Below are 18,145 nucleotides of genomic sequence, written 5' to 3'. Positions count from 1 at the left end.
GTTTTCCATTATATCACAAGTTCCGGCCTTTGGAATATGGGGATCGGTTGCCGGCCATAAAGAGCTATGCTATGATAGTGGTTACTTACCGCGGCCAACCGAACCGGATTTGACGAACAGAATGGAGAACAACATGAAAGAAGTAGATCCCAAAAGCACCTCCCGGGCACTGGCCTTTGAACTTTGGATGAAGGCTCCCATGCCAATGGTCACCCTGATGAAGACGCTGGACGTGACGCCGCTCGTGCGTATGAGCCGGAAACGGGGCTATAAATTCAATATGCTCCTTTGCTGGTGCATTGGAAAGGCGGCGGAGCGGACAGAGGACTTCTACCTGCTGCCGGTGGGGGAGAAGCTCATTCAGTATGACCGGCTGGCTATCAATACGGTGGTGACCACCCGGAACGGCGGCATCGCCACCTGTGACATTCCCGTTTCTTCCGACTTGGAGCAGTTCAATCAGGACTACCTAAAGCTCACCGCACAGGTCCACGAGAGCGGGGAGAGCTATGAGCTGGGCGAGGACTATATGGTCATCGGGACCTCGGCTCTGGCAAGATATGAGATCGACGGCGCGGTGAATATCTATGCCGGCTGCTACAACAACCCTTTCCTGATCTGGGGCAAGTACCGGAAAAAGTGGATCCGTGCTACTTTGCCGGTGTCCTTCCAGTTCCATCACACCCAAATGGACGGAATCCCGGCCGCGGAATTTTTAGAGCGGCTGCAGCAGAAAATCCGGAAAATTTAAAAGTTCCCATTGACTTTGACGTTCCGTCAACTGATACAGTTATCCCCAGGGAGGGATGCTTATGGAATATTCCATTCAAGAACTGTCGCGCCTGTCCGGGGTGACCACCCGCACCCTGCGCTGGTACGACCAGATCGGGCTGCTGAAGCCCAGCCGGGTGGCGGAGAGCGGCTACCGCTACTACGGCAGGGCAGAGGTGGACCGACTGCAGGATATTCTTTATTACCGGGCCCTCGGGGTGGAGCTGGCCCAAATCAAGGAATGTCTGGACGACCCCTCCTTTGACCGTCTGGCTGCCCTGCGAAACCACCTGGCCGCACTGGAGACGGAGTAGAAGCGGCTGAAACAGCTTATCCAATCGGTAAAAGATACCATTGGAGTGGAAGAAAGGAAGGAATTTATGAGCGATGAGCAGAAATTTGAGGCGTTCAAGCAGCGCGCTGTGGCCCATAACGAGGAGGCGTACGGAGCGGAGATTCGTGCCAAATACGGCGACAAAGAGGTGGATGAGGCCAACGCTGCGGTGATGAATCTGACCCAGGAGCAGTATCGGGAGTGGAAGGACCTGGGGCAAGAGATTCAGGAGCGGCTGGAGGCAGCTGTTGAGGGAAACATGTCCCCGGAAAGTGAGGAGGGCAAGGAACTCTGCGTCCTCCACCGCCGGTGGCTCACTATTACCGGGAACCGGTATGACCCGGCCAGACACCGGGGAATCGCGGAGCTGTATGTGATGGATGAGAGATTTACCGCCTATTATGACAAACAGGTGCCCGGCTGTGCCCGTTTTCTGCGGGACGCCGTCATCCATTGGGCGAAGTAAGCATTGATGCAGCCCCGGCCTGCATCCGGTGAGCGGCCCATAGAAAAAACCTCCCATGCTGTGTTTATCCAGAGGACAACACAGCATGGGAGGTTTTATGTTTGCCGCTGACACAGGAGCGCCGAATAGCTTTGTCATTCCTCATGTCTTTTGTCTCTGGGCCGCGCACAGGACTCGATGATATCGGCAATCATCTCCACCTCGTCCGCGCAGTCCTGCCGCAGCCACTCTTTGACAATTGCGATGATACCCTCCACATAGTAGGCCATGTAGTAGGGACGATGGGAGGCAGGAATGTCAAAGCGCTCCAGAATAGGGCCGAGGATACGCTGCTTTAGTTCCCCATATCGTGTATGAGCCTGCATGCTGCCTGGGTTCCGGAAGGCTGCCCGATAGACTTTTTTGTTGTCGCGGATAAAGCGGAGATAGGGGAGAAGATATTCCCGGGTGACCAGTACCAGATCTTCCCGCTCTCGGCTGCCCATATTTCCAAGGACTTCCTCTTCCTGCTGGGGAAAGTAGGAGAGAAAGCGCTGGTTGATCATCTCCAAGGCTTCATTCACCAGGTCAGAGATCGTTTCGTAGTGCAGGTAAAAGGTGGACCGGTTTACGCCGACCTGGCGGCAGATCTCTTTCACCGTGATATATTCCAGGTCCTTTTCCTCCAGCAGAGCCAGGAGGGCCTCGTCCATCCGCAGGGCGGTATTAAAATATTTACTTTCAGACTTGTTCATTTGCCGCCCTCCTCACGGGTTACTCCGCCGATTCGCTGATTTCCCGGGCCAACTGCATGATCTCAAAGGCATACTTTTCCTTACCGGTGCGGAGAAGCTTTTTGTAGACAGGGTAGTTCAGGCCTACACCGACAATGCCCAGAATACCCAAAAGAATCCCGCCGCCTGTCATCAAGATGCTGCCGTCTCCGATCACTTGCATGGAAAGGCACATTCCCAGCCCAAGGACCAGCGCCATCCCAATGCCAAATCCATAGGCAAAGAGAGTTGCCGAGCGCTTTGCCTTCCAATCCAGTTTTCTCAGAGCAACGACCTTGGAGGTGTCCTTAGGGGCATATTCGTTGGCGATGGCCTCCGCAAAAATTTTATCTGTGTTCATAGTGATGTTCTCCTCTCATAACTTCATTCTCTGCAGCTGCTGATATGATCATAGAGGATGGAACAAGAAAAGAGAACGACACGGTTTGAATTTCATGATGATTTCAGAAGTTGCGTTATTATGAAAGAGCCGCAATCTGATACTCATTGTATCAAAATTACGGCTCTTATCATAGTCAAAGATTACATTTGAAATACGCTTTAATACGCTTTGCTTTATTTCTTTTCCACCGGGATCCAGATCTCACAGTAGTAATCCTGATCCTGGGTACCGTTCTCAAACTTGCTGGCGTCGCTGTAAAGCTCCACATTGATGCCCGCGGTAATCTTGTAATCGGGGTTCGTGGGCAGCCACTGGGAGAAAATCTGCTGGTTCAGGCCCTGAAGTGCCTGGGGCATACGGCCGGTACAGGGAAACACCGCCCAGGTGTGGGCCGGGATGGTGCGGGTGATGAAACCGTCAGGAACTTCCTTGGCGGGATCATAGTTGTCGGCGATGAGATATTCAAACTCGTTGCCGCCCATGCTCTCGTCCAGGTTAATGCCGTACATGCCGCACACCACCTTGCCGCCGCCTGTGCCGAAATGCTCCGCCCAGAACTCGGGAACCTGTGCGGCAGCGTCTTCATACTTGAAAGTCTTTGCCCGGCAGAGCACGGTGAACGCCTCTTTTTTCATGATCTTGCAATCCATATTTTGACCACCTTCCAATGTCACTTTGATCCGAAGCGGAGCAAAGGAACGGACCGCGCCTCTGCTTTTTCGCAGTGCGACAGGTGTGAGACCATGGAAACGGGCAAAAGCCTTGGTGAAGCTGTCCGGCGAGTCGTAGCCGAACTCCAGCGCAATATCGATGATTTTCCGGTCCGTCGTGAGGACCTCCAGCCCGGCGGCGGAGAGCCGGCGCTGGCGGATGTAGTCGCCCACCGTCATACCGCAAAGCATGGCAAAGCCCTTCTGAAAGTAAAAGGGAGACAGGGCCGCCTGCTGTGCGATCTCCCGGATGGTCAGCTCCTCCCGGAGATGTTCTTCGATATACTGGATTGCCTGATGAATGCTTGTTACCCAATTCATAGGTCACACCGTCCTTCTGAAACCAGCATACCGGAAATCTGTGCCCTCTGCCCGATTTTCTGTGCTCATATTTGTCCGGTGGCTTTTAAGAATCGCGGAGGTCAAATATTTATACTTTTTTCCGCGTCATAAAAATACCGACAAGTGCCGCGAGCAACACAATGGGAGCCAGCCTGACAAACAGCCATTCAAATGCATGAAAAACCGTGCCGACAACGGCGATTTCTGGGTCACGAAAGTCCCAACTCAAGTAAGGGCTATTGACTACGACCAAGGCCGCTGAAATGACCACGATAACCGCGCATAATGCGATTAACGACCAATGAAGGAACGCTCTTCGCATTGCCGCTCTTCGTGCAAACTGTAAATTGATGATCTCCAGTTTTTCGGAGAGCACCTTGACTGTATCCGCATCTGCCTCTGCCACGTTCTCTCCCAACAGCGTGCTCACAGGTGTCTCCAGGGCTTCCGACAGGGCGATGAGCAGATCCGAATCTGGGACAGACAGTCCCTGCTCCCATTTGGAGACCGTTTGCCGCACCACATTCAGTTTTACGGCAAAATCCTGTTGGGAAAGTCCTTTTGATTTCCGGATTGTTTTTATATTTTCGCTTAACATGAGGGATAAGGTAAGCCTCCAAACCCAGTCCTTGGGCCAGAGTAATATCCTTCTGCCGGTTCCGGTGGGGGACAAAGGAATCCCCGTCGTCGAAGCCCTCGTAGTGGGGGCAGGGGTACTCCGGGCACTGCCAGCAAAACGGAACGCCGCCGTGCTCCAGAGAACAGCGGGCTATCGTGCAGCTCTGGTTGCCTGCTCCGCCGCCGCAGCCGGGACAGTAGCCGCCCAAATGCATGGAGCACAGGGCACAGTTGAGACCACACAGAGAGAAACGGGTTTCTGTACGGGTAAAGCCTTTCATAGTGCCCTCCTGATTGGGTGCCGGATGACGGTTTTCAGCCGCTCCGGTTTGCACCGCCGCACATCGCTTAAATAGATTTCGTGGTGGAACCGACCTTCCACAAAGTCCGCCTCGTATCCCTGCGCCTTGGCGTATTCCTTCATGGCGGTCACCGTGGCGGGCTCGTCGTCGTAGGGACCGATGTGCATGCACTGGACGCACAGCCCTTCCTCCCAAGAAAAGAATTCTACCTTGGAGAAGTCCTGCTGTTTCTTTTCTGTGGCCTCTCGGATGGCCCAGTCAAAGACCTCTTTCGTTACAAACTCCGGCAGGCGGATGAGGGAGATCCACTGGAAATCTTCCTTACGGGTATAGTCCACCCCATGAACGCCCTCCTGCCACCACAGGCCTTCCAGAGGCGGCACCACATAGTCAAAGTAGCCTTCCAGCTGGTGTTTGCCCAGCTTGCTCATTTTAATGGTGAAAGCCACGGCGTAGAGCATCCCCAGAGCCTGCTTGTAAGCGCCATTCTCCGCATTGGGATCACCATGGCCCCGTACAGCCAGAAAATTCATGGCAGGCACGGTGATGATGCCCGGCGTTTTGGGCGGCAGATAGAATTCCTTATACTCTTTCTTGTAGTCAAAAGCCATGGTCATTTCCTCCCCGTCTTTTGTGGCTTACTTTTCAACGCCTCGCAGGTTATGCGGGTCAGCTCTGTCATAAGCTTCCGGTTCTCTACATCTTCCACCAGAAAGGAGTCCTTGGCCCCCTCGTAGGGCGGAGCCTTGGGCAGGTCAGGGAACGCCGCTTCACCTTGCGGGGTGACCTTTACAAAAAACTGATCGTCGCAGATGACGGCAAAGAACACATCGTCGCAGTAGAGGCCATATTCGCCGAACATCTTCCGGCTGCGGATGGCGCCAGCCTCCCGCAGCTGCTCGGCCACATAGTCTACAAAGTCCTGATGAGACGCCATATCAATCCCTCCTGTAACGATTGGCCAGAGTTTTGGTCAAATTTTCGAGCTGTTCTCGTAATTCCTGTGGTTCCAGCAGCTCCGCTTTATACCCAAAGGTCAAAACCCAGCTGAGCACGCTGTCCGCATCGGGAAAGCCTCCGGTAAAGCGCAGTTTGCCGTCCGGCTCCACGGTAAATCGGTCCGCGCCGTACTCCTCCACCAGCCGCCAGCGGCAGGTGGAGTCAAAAAGAACAGTGACCTGATATTTGACTGGAAAGACCTGCTCCGGCTCCAGGTTGGGCAGAGGTGCGCAGCGAGGGGAAAAAGGCTCGCTGGTGGAGAGCTCCGTCATGCGGTTAAGTTTAAAAAGGCGGTAATCCTTCCGCATCCGGCACCAGCCCCACACATACCAAGTGGACCAGTGGAATACCAGGTAGCAGGGCTCGACGGTGCGCACTGACTCCTCCTTGGGGGAAAAATAGGTAAAACAAATGGTGCGGTGCTGCTCAATGGCTCCCTGGATGAGCTCAATTTTCGGCGGCAGGCTGGTTTTGTACCAGGAGGAGAGGTCAATAAGCATGTGGGCGCCGCCGGGTACCAATCCACCTGTCCCGGCGGACAGCTTCTCCATCAACTGGGTATAGCGTCGGGTGCCGCTGACGCTGTCAAGGCTGCGCAGTCCCGCCAGGATGGCCTGCATCTCCGGATCGGTGAGCACGGTGCGGTCCACCCGGTAGCCCTCCATGATGGAGATACCGCCGCCCGCTCCTTGAGCGGTAGAGATGGGAATGCCTGCCCGGCACAGAGACTCAATGTCCCGCTGGATGGTCCGGCGAGATACCTCGAATTGCTCCGCCAGCTCCGGGGCGGTGACTTTCTCTCTTTGAAGCAGGATGGACAAAATGCCGATGAGCCGCTCCATCTTCATAGGAGCCACCGCCTTTCTGATTTCTGCCTGTATTATAGCACAGGAACCGGACAACAGTCTGTCATGTTTCTTTTGCCTTGTTCTTTTCATCACTCTTGGGTACAATAAGGGCAACGGAGGAAATGGTTATGGGACAGGTTTTGCTATATCTCGCCATCAGCGTGGATGGATATCTTGCGGACGAACAGGGCGGCGTGGCTTGGTTGTCAGGCGACGGCAGTGAGCCGGATGCCCCCGGCAGTTACCCGGCGTTTTTGGATACGGTGGACGCCATTGTTATGGGCTGGACCACCTATCACCAGCTCGTCACAGAGCTCTCCCCGGATAGCTGGCCCTATGAAGGTCGGCCCAGTTATGTGGTGACCCACCGGCAGAAAGAAGATCTGGAGAATATTTTCTTCTGGAATGGGGACTTGACTGCCTTGGTGGACAAGCTGAAAGAGTCACATGAGGGCAATGTCTGGATTTGCGGTGGCGCGTCGGTGGCTGGGCAGCTGTTGAAAGAGGGGTGCATCGATAAACTGTGGCTGTCCATCATCCCCACGGTACTGGGAAAAGGTGTGCGACTGTTTCCGGAGCTTCCTCGGGAACTGCCGCTGAAGCTGGTGGGGACGGAACATTGGAACGGAATCGTGGATCTGGTGTATGAAAAGCGGTGAATGCAGGTATGAAGCTCAAGAAAATCGAAACAGATAAAAAGCAGTATCTGGATCTGCTTCTGCTTGCGGATGAGCAGGAGGACATGATTGACCGCTATCTGGAGCGTGGAACCATGTATGTGTTGGAGGACGGCGGGGTCAAGGCTGAATGTGTGGTGACGGACGAGGGCAGCGGCATCCTGGAACTGAAAAATATTGCCGTAAGACCGGAAGTTCAGGGCAGAGGCTACGGAAAAGCCCTGGTGGACTTCCTCGCCCGAACCTACAAAGAGCAGTATACCGTGCTGCAGGTGGGCACCGGGGACAGTCCCTCCACCATCCCGTTTTATGAATCCTGCGGCTTTCGCAGGCACCACCTGGTCAAGAACTTTTTCACCGACCACTATGACCACCCCATCTACGAATGCGGGGTTCAGTTAGTGGATATGGTGTATCTGCAAAAAGAAATATAAAAAATGTGGAGTGTCTGTTAGTGCACTCCACATTTTTTCAATATACGGGATGCTTTACAGCTTCAGCCCTTCCACCCAAGCTTTCAGCTCCGCTTCATTCAGACGGCCATTGAGCATCCGGCCATCCACGATCTTGGCGCCAGGAGCGCTGGAGCGCAGCCCAGCGGCCGACTTGCCCAAACCGCTGCCGCCGGAGGTGGCAAAGAGGACGATGGTTTTCCCGGAGAAGTCATAGGCCTCCAGGAAGGTATTAAGGATGGTGGGAGCCACATACCACCACACAGGGAAGCCCAGGAAGATCACATCATGTCCAGCCACCGGAGCGTTGGTGTCGGCCAGAGCGGGGCGGGAGTGGGTATCCTTCATCTCCACGCTGGAGCGGGAACTCTTGTCCATCCAGTTCAGATCGGTGCTGGTGTAGGGGACGGCAGGTTTGATCTCATAGAGATCCCCGCCAACAGCATTTGCCAGAGCCTTTGCCGCCTTGGCAGTGGTGCCAGTGGCGGAAAAATAAGCAACCAATGCGTTCATACGAATAACCTCCTTACGCATCTTCTGGCTCCATTGTAAATCCAGCATCCAGAAATGTAAAATACTCATTTTCTATTTGCAGGTATTCTGTACAGGCATTTTTATCTTGCGGGAGCGAGACAGGAATGGTAGGATGAAGGAAGGAGGGATACCTATGGAACTTCGTGTTTTGAGATATTTCCTGGCGGTAGCCCGGGAGGAAAACATCACTAAGGCTGCAGCACTGCTCCATTTGACCCAGCCCACCCTGTCCCGGCAGTTAATGCAGCTGGAGGAGGAGTTGGGGGTGCAGCTCTTTCACCGCAGCCGTTACCACATTGTCCTGACCGACGAAGGGATGCTGCTGCGCCGCCGTGCCCAAGAGCTGGTGGACCTGGCGGATAAAACAGCCCGGGAATTTGCCGCTCGGGAGACAGAACTGATGGGGGAGATTGCCATCGGCGCGGGGGAGACCCGGAGCATGACCTTTCTTTCTCAGGCCATCCGTACTTTTCAGGAGCGCTATCCCAAGGTCACATTCCGCATTTTCAGCGCCAATGCCGACGATGTAAAGGAGCGGCTGGACATGGGACTGCTGGATATGGGACTGCTGACGGAGCCGGTGGATGTAGGAAAATATGCCTTCTGCCGGATGAAGGAGAAGGACCGCTGGGGCGTGTTGGTGCGGACAGATTCCCCCTTGGCTGAACTGGACGCGGTTACACCTCAGGATCTGGAATCGGTTCCTCTGTTGGTCAGTGGGCGGGAAAGCGTACAGCAGGAGCTGGCCAGTTGGTTTGGAGATCGTTGGGATCGTCTTCAGATTGCCGCCACCTTCAACCTCATCCTCAATGCCGCCAATATGGTGCGCTGCGGTGTAGGAGCGGCGCTGGGCTTTGATCTGAACCTGGCCTTTGATGATCTGCGCTTCCTGCCTCTTTCGCCTGCTATGGAAACAGGAACGGTGCTGGTCTGGAAGAAGGATCAGGCGCTGACGGCGGTGATTGAGGCCTTCCATGAACACATCAAAAATGTCCAAGAGGCATATCAGGAGAAAGAAAATAAGCATTAGACATAGAGGACAAACCGTTTTAGAATGTGGGTATCCGAAGAAGGACGCCCACATTTTTTATTTGGAGGCTTTGATATGACCATACAGGAGGCGAGCGAGCGCTATCATATCCCCATGCACATTCTGCGGGAATACGAGAGTTGGGGTTTGTGCGGCGCGGTGAAAAAGGTGATGGGCGATTGGCAGTATGACGATGGCGACCTGGAGCGGCTGAGCACCATCATGACCCTCCACGATATTGGATTTACCGTGGAGGAAGTGGAGGCCTACATGCGCCTTCTGCTGGAGGGGGATCATACGGCCGTACAACGCCTCAGCATGCTGGAGAAAAAGCGTAGTGCTGCCTTGGAAGAGATCCACTTCAAGGAGCGCCAGCTCCAGCGGCTGGATTACCTGCGCCATGAGATTCGAAAAACACAAGGAGGGAAGAGAGAATGAAACGAATCCTTGCCATGCTGAGCGCTGTGATGCTGCTTTGTACTCTGACGGCCTGCGCAGAAGCGGAGAACCAAAGTGGTTCCCATTCATCTCAGACTGTCCAGGGGGAGAACGCATCCGAAGACGAAATTTTCTCCATGCCGGATGAGAGCAAGTCGACCGTGCATGAGAAATCCCGTGTGTTGGTGGCCTATTTTTCTGCCACCGGTAATACAGAGTGTGTTGCCCAGTATGTCCAAACTGTTTTGGATGCCGACCTCTATGAGATCGTCCCCGAGGAGCCTTATACGGATAACGATCTCAATTACAGCAACGGTGACTGCCGTGCTAACCTGGAACAAAATGATCCCGATGCCCGGCCCACTATTGCCGGAACACTGGAGCATCCGGAAGATTATGATGTGGTGTTTTTGGGTTACCCGATCTGGTGGGGACAGGCGCCCAAGATCATGCAGACCTTTCTGGAAAGCTATGATTTTGACGGCGTGACCATTGTGCCTTTTTGTACATCCGGCTCCAGCGGTATTGGTTCCAGTGCTGAGAATCTCCACAACTCTGCTCCTGACGCCAAGTGGCTGGCAGGCCAGCGCTTTGGCAGCAATGCCTCCCAGGAGGAAGTGGCGGCATGGGTGGAGGAACTGGAGCTGTCTGAATAAGCGATCAAGTTCCGTGATATAAAGCGCAGAGCAGATCCCATTTGGGATCTGCTCTGTTTTCAGTATTGTGTAGAAATCTCGCGCTCGTCGATGCCGTAGAGGCGCCGAAACTCCTCCAGGTCGCCGGGAGTGCGGATCAGCATGATTTCAGTAAACTTTCCGGTATGCATGTCCTGAAATCCCGCAGCCTTCTCTCCGGTACAGATGCTGGAGCGAATCACCGGTTTCTGATTTTCCTTGTCATAGGACCGCTTTTCCTGCTTTTTCTTGAAAAACATCCTGTATCTCTCCTCATTTTTGAGATTCAGCTGATTGCAGAAATGCCTCAATGGCAGCCACCGTCTGGGTCTGCTGTTCCTCCGTAGAAATCGTTGCGGGCAAGTTCCCCTTCTGTGGGCCGTAGTTGCCGAACTGAGCGTGGTTTCCGCCTTCGATCTCCACAATGTTCTCCGTGTAGTCGATGTGGTCCTCCACGCTCTGGTTAAGGGAGCCATAAACAGTCAAAGTCTTTTCATCCGGATAATCTCCATAGATGTAGGCTCCCAACAGGATAAGCCCATCAACCTGATCGGGATAATCAGAGGCGAACTTGGAAGCCATGGCGCCGCCCATGGAGTGTCCGGCGATATACCAATGCTGGATTTCAGGGAATTGAGCAATCACTTCTTCTGCCGCATTGGCATCAAAAATCGCCATATGGAACGGCATATGGACCAAAATGCAGGTAACCCCGGTCTGTCGAATCTGATTGAGCAGAGGAAGGTAGGCCTCTGCTTCGACTTTGGCGCCGGGATAGAAAATGATGGCGGTGTCGGTGGGGGAAGATGGAGAAAGGATAGTCAGATTGTCTTGCACCGAGATGCCGCTGTCCTGAGCCAGGACCTCAAGAGCCACATCCTCTGCCCGGTAATAATCGGACACGTACCAGAAAAACGCGGCCGCCAGAATGGCCAGGACCAGAAGAACGATTCCTCCGGCAATGAGCCATTTTTTGCGCCGGGACGTTTGCTTTGTCTTCATGTTTCAATCACCTCAGTCAGTATAGGCCCAATCAAGCCCCGATCATCCGGCCAGTGGCTTTGGAATAGACCTTGGGAGCAGTGTGCCGGTGGTTTAGAAGAACGAGAACGATACAACCTTAAGGGCAATTAAGAAAAAATTCATCTCAAATGTGTTTTTTACATGGTATAGTGGTGCTCACATTGAAAAATAACTGTTGTGACGGCCTGGGAGGTACCTATGGAGTTTACTTGTCATACCACATATGATCACAAGGCACTGACCGCGATGGCACGGGCGATTCGAAAGACGGTCCGGGCCAAAAGAAGTCGGCAAATCCGCGTGTATGCCTGGATCATCATCGGGCTTTTACTAGTATCCCTTTGGCTGTCCTGGGGGAGAGTATGGCAGACGGTGCTCCACTGCGCAGTGATTGCAGCATTGCTGTTGCTTCACTGGAAAGAAGATTCCATCAATGCGTATTTTGCAAAGCGTAAGGCTTTGCCGGGCACAGACTTTGCCGATACCACATTCTATGCCGACCATTACCTTGTAAAAACTCCCGCGGCGGAGACTAAGTGGCAGTATGAAAAGATCCTTGCGCTGGCAGAGAGCGGAGGTTATCTTGTTTTTGTAATGGGAAAGAACCACGCCCTGGCTATGGAAAAGGCGGCGCTGAAGGGCGGCAGTATCCCGGAATTCTACCGTTTTATAGAAGAGAAGTCCGGACGCAGAGTACAGGACATTGGAGGATAAAAGAACATGAAAACAGGTCACAAAGCTGCGGCTCTGAGCTGTCTGGCAGTTGGAGCTGGTGCGGCTGCCTGCTGGCGCTGGATGTTTCGGATGCCGCTCAAGGAGTTCACACGATATGCGCTCTATATGGCAGTCATGGACGATGAGATCTGCCGGAACGAGTTAGAGGGGAACTGGATTGGAGACAAGGTCATTACATTCCCACCTAAGATAGACACCCTGCAGGGGCGGTACCATCTTTTCTTGAACATGAATCAAACAAAAAGTCGTCGGCAGCTTCAGAAGGAGATTAGAAAAATGGAGCAGCGGCTCCAGGAGTCCCGGCAATATATCGGCCAGCCCAAAGAGCAGCTGGAGGTGGAGTTTTTCGAAGAAAATGATCCACTGCAATAGCTGCGTCCATGGTTTCCTCTTACAGCTTCAGGAAGTCGCCGATGCTTTCCTCAACGGTATAGAGCGACTGCTCATCGCCGTATTTGATGTTGATGCAGCGTTTTCCGCGTTTGCAGGCCGGAAGACTCTCGGTCAAACGATTCAGAAATTCCTCATCAGAAAAATGGATGGAGAAGTGATTTTTTGCAGCAGAAACTGCGACATATCCTTCGGACATCTTTTTTCCGATCAGCCACATGGGCATGGAAAAAGAGATTTTATTGGTCAGCTGAGGATAGTTGGTGTTCATAAAATGAATAAATGCATTGACAGGCTGCTGTTGCTGCTCGTTTAGTGATGCAGCGTACTCGGAAACAGAAGCTGCGCCCATACAGTACCTCCAAAGTTTAGATACTAATAAAATTGATAATTAAACGCAGAAAAACCGCCAAATGTGGCGGTTTTTCTAATAAAAATGGTCCGAGTGGGGAGACTCGAACTCCCGGCATCTTGCTCCCAAAGCAAGCGCGCTACCAACTGCGCCACACCCGGTTATAGGATCGTTGATGCAAAATTGATTTGCTCACAGAGCACCAACATGCGCGAAGCTATATTAGTATAGTATATTTTTAAAAAGATTGCAAGTGTTGTTTGAGTATGGTAATATGATTGCGAAAAAAGTGTGAGGTGAACATGGGATGCGAATGAGAAAAAAGCCCAACCTGATCCCCAGAATGGAGCGCTGCGCTCAGTTTTTAGTGTCTGATCCGGCAGGTCAGCGAGGAAAGTGGCGGGAGCTGATGCCCGAGGCAAAGCAGATCTGGCTGGAGCTGGGATGCGGCAAGGGACGTTTTACAGCGGAAATGGCGGAGCAGCACGCTGACGTTTTGTATATCGCGGTGGAGCGCGTACCTGACGCGATGGTCATTGCCATGGAGCGCTGTGCAGAGAAGAAACTGACGAATGTGTTCTTTGTGGACGGCGATGCGGCCCGGCTGAGAGATTATTTTGCCCCGGAAGAGGTAGACCGGCTGTTTATCAATTTCTGCGATCCCTGGCCGTCCAATCACCATGCCCGGCGTCGTCTGACCCATAAGAACTTCCTGGTGCTGTACCGCGGAGTGCTGAAGGACGGGGGAGAGATCCACTTTAAGACGGATAACCGGGACCTGTTTGAATACTCTTTGTTTCAGTTCCCCAAGGCGGGGTATACGCTGTCGGAGGTGACCCGAGATCTGCATGCCAACGGCATTCAGGGGGTCATGACCGATTACGAGGAGAAGTTCCATAATCTGGGCACCCCCATCAACCGCTGCGTGGGGACCAAGGAACATATGCAGGAGGAACCGGAGTTTGTTCCCATTGCCGGGCCGATGAATCGTCCGGTAGAGAAAGAGGCGCAGCCGGAAGGCGCTGCAGAACAGGCAGAGTAAATCAAATTATACGCCGGAGAGGAAGTGCAGAGCCCCTCCGGCTATTTTTTATGGGGGAATTGACAGAAAAAAGTGAACTGTTATAATTGATATATCAATAATTGATATGTCAAGAAAAGGGAAGGGGATAACCGATGGAACGAACCTTTCACATGCTGCTCTACCGGGCGTTTCATGCTCAGCGCAATTATTTGCGTCCCTGTTTTGGGCGCGTTGGCCTGGGGGCGGGGCAGCCCAAACTTCTGGTCTATCTGAACAGCCATGGTCCCTGTCGGCAGAAGGAGTTGGCGGACTATTTTGAGATTGACCCGGCGGCGGTGTCCCGGATGATAGATGCCTTGGAGCGAGGCGGCTTTGTGGTGCGCAGAAGGGACGAGACAAGCCGGCGCGGCGACCTGGCAGAGCTGACCGAGAAGGGACGGCAGGCGGTACAGGCTTGGACAGAGTTTTGCGCCCAGGAGGAGGAGCAGATGCTCCAGGGCTTTATGCCGGAGGAGCGGCAACAGTTTGCGGACTTCCTGGTGCGGGCGTACCGGAATCTCCGGGAGGGGAAGGAGGAAGAGCGATGGGAGAGCTGAAGCGTCTGCTGCGCTATCTTGGTCCCTATCGAAAGGATCTGCTGATCGGCGCCTTGCTGGTCGTGGTAGAAACCTGCTTTGAACTGGTGATCCCGGTGCTGATGGCAGACCTCATCGACGTGGGTGTAGCCAATCAGGATATTGATTACGTTCTCCATAAGGGAGGCCAAATGGGAATATGCGCTCTTTGTGCCCTGGTGACTGGGCTGCTCTATGCCCGGTTTGCTGCCCGGGCATCCTATGGTTGGGGAGACCAGGTGCGCCGCGCCCAGTTTGCTCAGGTTCAGCGCTATTCCTTTGCCAATCTGGACCACTTTGACGCCGCTTCCTTGGTTACTCGGATGACCACTGACGTGACAGTGCTGCAAAGCGCCATCAACGGCGGATTCCGGCCTCTGGTGCGCAGCCCCATCATGCTGGTGATGGGAGTGGGATTGTCGTTCTGGATGAATGCCCGGCTGGCCGTGATTTTTATCGTGTGCGCACCCATTCTGGGAGCCATTCTCTTTTGCATCGTGCGGAAGGTAGCACCGATGTATGGACGGCTCCAGAAAGCAGTGGACCGGCTGAACAATGTAGTGCAGGAGAATCTGACAGCCATCCGCGCAGTAAAGGCCTTTGTTCGGGGTAAGGCGGAGGAGGAGCGCTTTCAGGTGGTCAACAGCCGTCTGGCGGATACCTCCAAGGAGACCTTCCGCTGGGCGGTGCTGAATCTGCCTTCCCTGCAGTTGACCATGTATACCGCCATCGTGCTTATCATGTGGTTTGGGGGAAACATGATTCTGGATGGGGACCTTTTGGTGGGAGACCTGACAGGATTTCTCAGCTATGTGTTTCAGGTCATGAACTCCATGATGATGCTCTCAAACGTATTTTTACTGCTCACCCGGTCTCTGGCCAGTGTCCACCGCATTACCCAGGTGTTGGAGGAGCAGCCCCAGATCACCTCGCCCCAGGATGCGGTCACCCAGGTGGCCGACGGCAGTGTGGACTTTGAGGGAGTATCGTTTAAATACCATGCAGACGCGCAGGAATATGCCTTGTCTCAGGTAGACCTGCAATCAAGGCGGGGCAGACTGTGGGCATTCTGGGCGGCACCGGCTCGGCCAAGAGCACCTTGGTACAGCTCATTCCCCGCCTTTACGACGCCACCGAAGGAACTGTCCGGGTGGGCGGCCGGGACGTGCGGGAGTATGATATCCACGCCCTGCGGGACGCGGTAGTATTGTGCTGCAAAAGAACGTGCTTTTTTCCGGTACAGTGGAGGAGAACCTGCGCTGGGGCGATGCCCAGGCAGAGGATGAACAGCTGTGGGCAGCCTGCAGGGCGGCCTGCGCCGATGAATTTGTCTCGGAAATGCCCGGCGGCCTCAAGAGCGACTTGGGGCAGGGCGGCGTGAATGTCTCCGGTGGCCAGAAGCAGCGGCTGTGCATCGCTCGAACGCTGCTCAAGCACCCCAAGGTGCTCATTTTTGATGACTCCACCAGTGCGGTGGACACCGCGACCGAGGGAAAAATCCGCCGGGAGCTGGCCAGCCTGGAGGGTGTGACCAAGATCATCATTGCCCAGCGGATCACCTCGGTGATGAATACGGACCAGATCATCATTCTGGATGACGGCAAGGTCCACGCGGTAGGAACCCACCAGCAGCTCCTGGAGCGTGACCCTATCTACCAGGAGATCTACGCATCTCAGATGAAAGGAGGGGAGCTCCATGGCTAGAACCTTCAGCGGGAAAAAGCCCAAGCGTCTGGGCTATACGGTAAAGACCTTCCTCTCCTACCTGGGACGGCACAAGTTCCTGCTGCTGGCAGTGGGGGTGCTGGTGGCTGTCAGCGCCACGGCCAATCTACTGGGGACATACATGATCCGTCCGGTGGTCAACGCGCTGGTGTCGGGAAATATGGAGACCCTGATTCAGGGAATTGCCCTGACGGTGGTCATCTATGGGATCGGCGTGCTGTGTTCCTTTGGATATACTCAGACCATGGTGCGGGCGGCCCAGAAGGTGCTGCTGGATATTCGGCGGGATCTGTTTGCCCACCTCCAGACTTTGCCTCTGCGCTTCTTTGATACCCGCCGGCACGGCGATATTATGAGTTACTTCACCAACGACGTGGACACCATCGCCGATGCGCTGAACAACAGCTTTGCCATGGCCATCCAGAGCTTCATTCAGATGACGGGCACCCTGATTTTGCTCTTTGTACTCAATTGGCAGCTGTCCCTGGTGGTGGTTGTGTGTTATGCGGCCATGTTTGCCTACATCCGCTTCAGCAGCCGCCGCAGCCGGGCTTACTACACCAAACAGCAGGCCTGTCTGGGCGATCTGGATGGTTATATCCAGGAGATGGTCAACGGACAGAAAGTGGTACAGGTCTTCAACCACGAGCAGGTCAGTCTGAAGATTTTTGATGAGAAGAATGAGGCTCTCCGCCGGGCAGGTACCGGAGCCCAGGGCTATGCCGCTACCATGATCCCCGCGGTGGTGACCATCTCTTATATCAACTACGCCATTGTTTCTGTCCTGGGAGGCATTATGGCCCTGAAAGGGATGACCGACGCGGGCAGTCTGGCCAGCTATCTGGTCTTTGTGCGTCAGGCCGCCGCGCCCATCAATCAGTTTACCCAGCAGAGCAACTTCCTGCTGGCTGCGCTGGCAGGTGCCGAGCGTGTCTTTGAGGTCATGGATGAAGCTCCTGAGGTGGATGAGGGAGCCGTGAGTCTGGAAAAGGCAGGGCAGGGCTGGGCCTGGCATAAGCCGGCGGGAGAGGATATTCCCCTGCGGGGCGATGTGCGCTTTGAGCATGTGGACTTCGGCTACGAGCCCGGACACCCCGTGTTGAGAGAAGTGAGTCTGTATGCCAAGCCGGGGCAGAAGATCGCCTTTGTGGGCTCCACCGGTGCGGGAAAGACCACCATCACCAACCTCATCAACCGGTTTTATGATGTGCAGGGGGGACGCATCCTCTATGACGGGATCGACGTGAGGGATATCCAGAAGAGCGCTTTGCGCAGTTCTCTGGGGATTGTTCTCCAGGACACCCACCTGTTTACCGGGACCATCGCTGACAACATCCGCTTCGGGAAACTGGATGCTACCATGGAGGAGATCCAGCGGGCGGCCTGCATCGCCAATGCCGACTCCTTTATCCGCCGGTTGCCCCGCGGCTACGACACCCTGGTCACCGCCGACGGCTACAACCTCTCTCAGGGGCAGCGGCAGCTACTGGCCATTGCCCGGGCGGCAGTAGCCGACCCGCCGGTGCTCATTCTGGATGAGGCCACCTCGTCCATCGATACCCGCACCGAGGCCCTGATTGAGAAGGGCATGGACCAGCTGATGGAGGGACGCACGGTATTTGTCATTGCCCACCGGCTGTCTACGGTCCGCAACGCCGATGCCATCATGGTGCTGGAGCACGGGAAGATTGTTGAACGGGGCAATCATGATGAACTGCTGGAACAGCAGGGGGTATATTACCAGCTCTATAACGGAATGTTCGAGCTCTCCTAAAATACAGACAGAAAGAAACCCGGCTGGGAGACTAAATAGTGGAGTGCCCCAGATTGTACGGACAGCACAAAAAAGCCCCTTGGTAGGAAAATATTGAAGTTTTAAGCGGAGTGGCGCAGCATGAGCGGTGCCACTCCAGTTTTTAACTGGATGCGCTG

The 18,145-nt window shown here is 54.3% G+C and carries 23 protein-coding genes, 1 tRNA gene and 2 pseudogenes; 14 read left to right on the top strand and 12 right to left on the bottom strand.

Annotated elements, in window-relative coordinates; genetic code table 11:
- Window positions 1-133 precede the first annotated feature (133 nt).
- Complete coding sequence (locus ACEVJL_RS14945) at window positions 134-751, top strand: CatA-like O-acetyltransferase, family 2 (RefSeq protein WP_374738285.1); 618 nt, start codon at window positions 134-136, stop codon at window positions 749-751.
- 55 nt (window positions 752-806) lie between these two features.
- Window positions 807-1,571, top strand: a pseudogene (locus ACEVJL_RS14940) (MerR family transcriptional regulator).
- Window positions 1,572-1,705: 134 nt separating this feature from the next.
- Here ACEVJL_RS14940 and ACEVJL_RS14935 read toward each other — a convergent pair.
- The 7 genes from ACEVJL_RS14935 to ACEVJL_RS14900 all read right to left on the bottom strand — a co-directional run bounded on the left by ACEVJL_RS14935 (window position 1,706) and on the right by ACEVJL_RS14900 (window position 6,545).
- Window positions 1,706-2,305: a TetR/AcrR family transcriptional regulator gene (locus ACEVJL_RS14935; RefSeq protein ID WP_374738284.1), complete on the bottom strand. Its 600-nt coding sequence runs from the start codon at window positions 2,303-2,305 to the stop codon at window positions 1,706-1,708.
- Window positions 2,306-2,324: 19 nt separating this feature from the next.
- Window positions 2,325-2,684: a dihydropteridine reductase gene (locus ACEVJL_RS14930; protein ID WP_302668605.1), complete on the bottom strand. Its 360-nt coding sequence runs from the start codon at window positions 2,682-2,684 to the stop codon at window positions 2,325-2,327.
- A gap of 215 nt (window positions 2,685-2,899) precedes the next feature.
- On the bottom strand, window positions 2,900-3,757 hold the full coding sequence (locus tag ACEVJL_RS14925; protein ID WP_374738283.1) for an AraC family transcriptional regulator: 858 nt from the start codon (window positions 3,755-3,757) through the stop codon (window positions 2,900-2,902).
- A gap of 109 nt (window positions 3,758-3,866) precedes the next feature.
- Window positions 3,867-4,376: a helix-turn-helix domain-containing protein gene (locus tag ACEVJL_RS14920; protein WP_374738282.1), complete on the bottom strand. Its 510-nt coding sequence runs from the start codon at window positions 4,374-4,376 to the stop codon at window positions 3,867-3,869.
- 297 nt (window positions 4,377-4,673) lie between these two features.
- A complete protein-coding gene (locus ACEVJL_RS14910; protein ID WP_302668604.1) occupies window positions 4,674-5,309 on the bottom strand; it encodes a GyrI-like domain-containing protein in 636 nt (211 codons plus the stop codon).
- A 2-nt stretch (window positions 5,310-5,311) separates the two neighbouring features.
- On the bottom strand, window positions 5,312-5,635 hold the full coding sequence (locus ACEVJL_RS14905) for a TfoX/Sxy family protein (RefSeq protein ID WP_374738281.1): 324 nt from the start codon (window positions 5,633-5,635) through the stop codon (window positions 5,312-5,314).
- 1 nt (window position 5,636) lies between these two features.
- On the bottom strand, window positions 5,637-6,545 hold the full coding sequence (locus ACEVJL_RS14900; RefSeq protein WP_374738280.1) for a helix-turn-helix transcriptional regulator: 909 nt from the start codon (window positions 6,543-6,545) through the stop codon (window positions 5,637-5,639).
- A gap of 128 nt (window positions 6,546-6,673) precedes the next feature.
- Between ACEVJL_RS14900 and ACEVJL_RS14895 the strand changes: the two genes are divergently transcribed.
- Together ACEVJL_RS14895 and ACEVJL_RS14890 are read left to right on the top strand one after the other, a co-directional pair.
- Entirely contained in the window at window positions 6,674-7,204 is a 531-nt protein-coding gene (locus ACEVJL_RS14895; protein ID WP_374738279.1) for a dihydrofolate reductase family protein, read from the top strand.
- Window positions 7,205-7,212: 8 nt separating this feature from the next.
- Window positions 7,213-7,656, top strand: coding sequence for a GNAT family N-acetyltransferase (locus ACEVJL_RS14890; protein WP_374738278.1), 444 nt, complete (start codon window positions 7,213-7,215; stop codon window positions 7,654-7,656).
- A gap of 54 nt (window positions 7,657-7,710) precedes the next feature.
- Here the strand turns inward: ACEVJL_RS14890 and ACEVJL_RS14885 are convergent, their stop codons facing one another.
- Entirely contained in the window at window positions 7,711-8,187 is a 477-nt protein-coding gene (locus tag ACEVJL_RS14885; protein ID WP_374738277.1) for a flavodoxin, read from the bottom strand.
- 154 nt (window positions 8,188-8,341) lie between these two features.
- On the opposite strand from ACEVJL_RS14885, the gene ACEVJL_RS14880 reads away from it, so the two are divergent.
- The 3 genes from ACEVJL_RS14880 (at window position 8,342) to ACEVJL_RS14870 (ending at window position 10,332) form a co-directional block, all read left to right on the top strand.
- Entirely contained in the window at window positions 8,342-9,238 is an 897-nt protein-coding gene (locus tag ACEVJL_RS14880) for a LysR family transcriptional regulator (RefSeq protein WP_374738276.1), read from the top strand.
- A 75-nt stretch (window positions 9,239-9,313) separates the two neighbouring features.
- A complete protein-coding gene (locus ACEVJL_RS14875; RefSeq protein WP_302668598.1) occupies window positions 9,314-9,676 on the top strand; it encodes a MerR family transcriptional regulator in 363 nt (120 codons plus the stop codon).
- Window positions 9,673-10,332: a flavodoxin gene (locus ACEVJL_RS14870; RefSeq protein ID WP_235398658.1), complete on the top strand. Its 660-nt coding sequence runs from the start codon at window positions 9,673-9,675 to the stop codon at window positions 10,330-10,332. Before ACEVJL_RS14875 ends, ACEVJL_RS14870 begins: the two co-directional genes overlap by 4 nt.
- Before the next feature lie 59 nt (window positions 10,333-10,391).
- Here ACEVJL_RS14870 and ACEVJL_RS14865 read toward each other — a convergent pair whose 3' ends face one another.
- Complete coding sequence (locus ACEVJL_RS14865) at window positions 10,392-10,610, bottom strand: aspartate dehydrogenase (protein ID WP_374738275.1); 219 nt, start codon at window positions 10,608-10,610, stop codon at window positions 10,392-10,394.
- 13 nt (window positions 10,611-10,623) lie between these two features.
- Complete coding sequence (locus tag ACEVJL_RS14860; RefSeq protein ID WP_374738274.1) at window positions 10,624-11,352, bottom strand: alpha/beta fold hydrolase; 729 nt, start codon at window positions 11,350-11,352, stop codon at window positions 10,624-10,626.
- A gap of 219 nt (window positions 11,353-11,571) precedes the next feature.
- Between ACEVJL_RS14860 and ACEVJL_RS14855 the strand changes: the two genes are divergently transcribed.
- Both ACEVJL_RS14855 and ACEVJL_RS14850 read left to right on the top strand, forming a co-directional pair.
- Window positions 11,572-12,087, top strand: a complete 516-nt coding sequence (locus ACEVJL_RS14855; protein ID WP_374738273.1) for a YcxB family protein — start codon at window positions 11,572-11,574, stop codon at window positions 12,085-12,087.
- Between the two features lie 6 nt (window positions 12,088-12,093).
- Entirely contained in the window at window positions 12,094-12,480 is a 387-nt protein-coding gene (locus tag ACEVJL_RS14850; RefSeq protein ID WP_302668594.1) for a hypothetical protein, read from the top strand.
- Window positions 12,481-12,499: 19 nt separating this feature from the next.
- Here ACEVJL_RS14850 and ACEVJL_RS14845 read toward each other — a convergent pair whose 3' ends face one another.
- Together ACEVJL_RS14845 and ACEVJL_RS14840 are read right to left on the bottom strand one after the other, a co-directional pair.
- The gene (locus ACEVJL_RS14845; protein WP_374738272.1) at window positions 12,500-12,850 is read right to left on the bottom strand and encodes a DUF1801 domain-containing protein; all 351 of its coding nucleotides are present in this window, start codon (window positions 12,848-12,850) and stop codon (window positions 12,500-12,502) included.
- An 85-nt stretch (window positions 12,851-12,935) separates the two neighbouring features.
- Window positions 12,936-13,011, bottom strand: a tRNA-Pro gene (locus ACEVJL_RS14840).
- A 146-nt stretch (window positions 13,012-13,157) separates the two neighbouring features.
- Here ACEVJL_RS14840 and trmB point away from each other — a divergent pair.
- The 5 genes and pseudogenes from trmB (at window position 13,158) to ACEVJL_RS14815 (ending at window position 17,987) form a co-directional block, all read left to right on the top strand.
- A complete protein-coding gene (gene trmB, locus ACEVJL_RS14835) occupies window positions 13,158-13,892 on the top strand; it encodes a tRNA (guanosine(46)-N7)-methyltransferase TrmB (RefSeq protein WP_374738271.1) in 735 nt (244 codons plus the stop codon).
- Between the two features lie 134 nt (window positions 13,893-14,026).
- On the top strand, window positions 14,027-14,470 hold the full coding sequence (locus tag ACEVJL_RS14830) for a MarR family winged helix-turn-helix transcriptional regulator (RefSeq protein WP_374738270.1): 444 nt from the start codon (window positions 14,027-14,029) through the stop codon (window positions 14,468-14,470).
- Window positions 14,458-15,693, top strand: a complete 1,236-nt coding sequence (locus tag ACEVJL_RS14825) for an ABC transporter permease (protein ID WP_374738269.1) — start codon at window positions 14,458-14,460, stop codon at window positions 15,691-15,693. Before ACEVJL_RS14830 ends, ACEVJL_RS14825 begins: the two co-directional genes overlap by 13 nt.
- Window positions 15,588-16,192: pseudogene (locus ACEVJL_RS14820) on the top strand (ATP-binding cassette domain-containing protein). The gene ACEVJL_RS14825 and the pseudogene ACEVJL_RS14820 overlap by 106 nt, the downstream one beginning before the upstream one ends.
- Window positions 16,185-17,987 (top strand): ABC transporter ATP-binding protein, encoded by a 1,803-nt coding sequence (locus ACEVJL_RS14815; RefSeq protein ID WP_374738268.1) that lies wholly within the window; start codon window positions 16,185-16,187, stop codon window positions 17,985-17,987. Before ACEVJL_RS14820 ends, ACEVJL_RS14815 begins: the two are co-directional and overlap by 8 nt.
- Window positions 17,988-18,145: the final 158 nt, after the last annotated feature.

Source organism: Flintibacter porci (genome assembly GCF_041925195.1).
GTDB classification, from domain to species: Bacteria; Bacillota; Clostridia; order Oscillospirales; family Oscillospiraceae; genus Lawsonibacter; species Lawsonibacter porci.
The sequence above is the reverse complement of the archived record's forward strand: the minus strand, read 5'-3'. Positions and strand labels throughout refer to the sequence as shown.

Coding starts and splice junctions, on each gene's coding strand:
- ACEVJL_RS14870 (WP_235398658.1), top strand. CDS start 9,673: ATGAAACGAATCCTTGCCATGCTGAGCGCTGTGATGCTGCTTTGTACT.
- ACEVJL_RS14920 (WP_374738282.1), bottom strand. CDS start 4,376: ATGTTAAGCGAAAATATAAAAACAATCCGGAAATCAAAAGGACTTTCC.
- ACEVJL_RS14905 (WP_374738281.1), bottom strand. CDS start 5,635: ATGGCGTCTCATCAGGACTTTGTAGACTATGTGGCCGAGCAGCTGCGG.
- ACEVJL_RS14910 (WP_302668604.1), bottom strand. CDS start 5,309: ATGGCTTTTGACTACAAGAAAGAGTATAAGGAATTCTATCTGCCGCCC.
- ACEVJL_RS14855 (WP_374738273.1), top strand. CDS start 11,572: ATGGAGTTTACTTGTCATACCACATATGATCACAAGGCACTGACCGCG.
- ACEVJL_RS14830 (WP_374738270.1), top strand. CDS start 14,027: ATGGAACGAACCTTTCACATGCTGCTCTACCGGGCGTTTCATGCTCAG.
- trmB (WP_374738271.1), top strand. CDS start 13,158: ATGCGAATGAGAAAAAAGCCCAACCTGATCCCCAGAATGGAGCGCTGC.
- ACEVJL_RS14895 (WP_374738279.1), top strand. CDS start 6,674: ATGGGACAGGTTTTGCTATATCTCGCCATCAGCGTGGATGGATATCTT.
- ACEVJL_RS14860 (WP_374738274.1), bottom strand. CDS start 11,352: ATGAAGACAAAGCAAACGTCCCGGCGCAAAAAATGGCTCATTGCCGGA.
- ACEVJL_RS14935 (WP_374738284.1), bottom strand. CDS start 2,305: ATGAACAAGTCTGAAAGTAAATATTTTAATACCGCCCTGCGGATGGAC.
- ACEVJL_RS14945 (WP_374738285.1), top strand. CDS start 134: ATGAAAGAAGTAGATCCCAAAAGCACCTCCCGGGCACTGGCCTTTGAA.
- ACEVJL_RS14825 (WP_374738269.1), top strand. CDS start 14,458: ATGGGAGAGCTGAAGCGTCTGCTGCGCTATCTTGGTCCCTATCGAAAG.
- ACEVJL_RS14880 (WP_374738276.1), top strand. CDS start 8,342: ATGGAACTTCGTGTTTTGAGATATTTCCTGGCGGTAGCCCGGGAGGAA.
- ACEVJL_RS14890 (WP_374738278.1), top strand. CDS start 7,213: ATGAAGCTCAAGAAAATCGAAACAGATAAAAAGCAGTATCTGGATCTG.
- ACEVJL_RS14875 (WP_302668598.1), top strand. CDS start 9,314: ATGACCATACAGGAGGCGAGCGAGCGCTATCATATCCCCATGCACATT.
- ACEVJL_RS14900 (WP_374738280.1), bottom strand. CDS start 6,545: ATGAAGATGGAGCGGCTCATCGGCATTTTGTCCATCCTGCTTCAAAGA.
- ACEVJL_RS14885 (WP_374738277.1), bottom strand. CDS start 8,187: ATGAACGCATTGGTTGCTTATTTTTCCGCCACTGGCACCACTGCCAAG.
- ACEVJL_RS14865 (WP_374738275.1), bottom strand. CDS start 10,610: ATGTTTTTCAAGAAAAAGCAGGAAAAGCGGTCCTATGACAAGGAAAAT.
- ACEVJL_RS14925 (WP_374738283.1), bottom strand. CDS start 3,757: ATGAATTGGGTAACAAGCATTCATCAGGCAATCCAGTATATCGAAGAA.
- ACEVJL_RS14815 (WP_374738268.1), top strand. CDS start 16,185: ATGGCTAGAACCTTCAGCGGGAAAAAGCCCAAGCGTCTGGGCTATACG.
- ACEVJL_RS14930 (WP_302668605.1), bottom strand. CDS start 2,684: ATGAACACAGATAAAATTTTTGCGGAGGCCATCGCCAACGAATATGCC.
- ACEVJL_RS14850 (WP_302668594.1), top strand. CDS start 12,094: ATGAAAACAGGTCACAAAGCTGCGGCTCTGAGCTGTCTGGCAGTTGGA.
- ACEVJL_RS14845 (WP_374738272.1), bottom strand. CDS start 12,850: ATGGGCGCAGCTTCTGTTTCCGAGTACGCTGCATCACTAAACGAGCAG.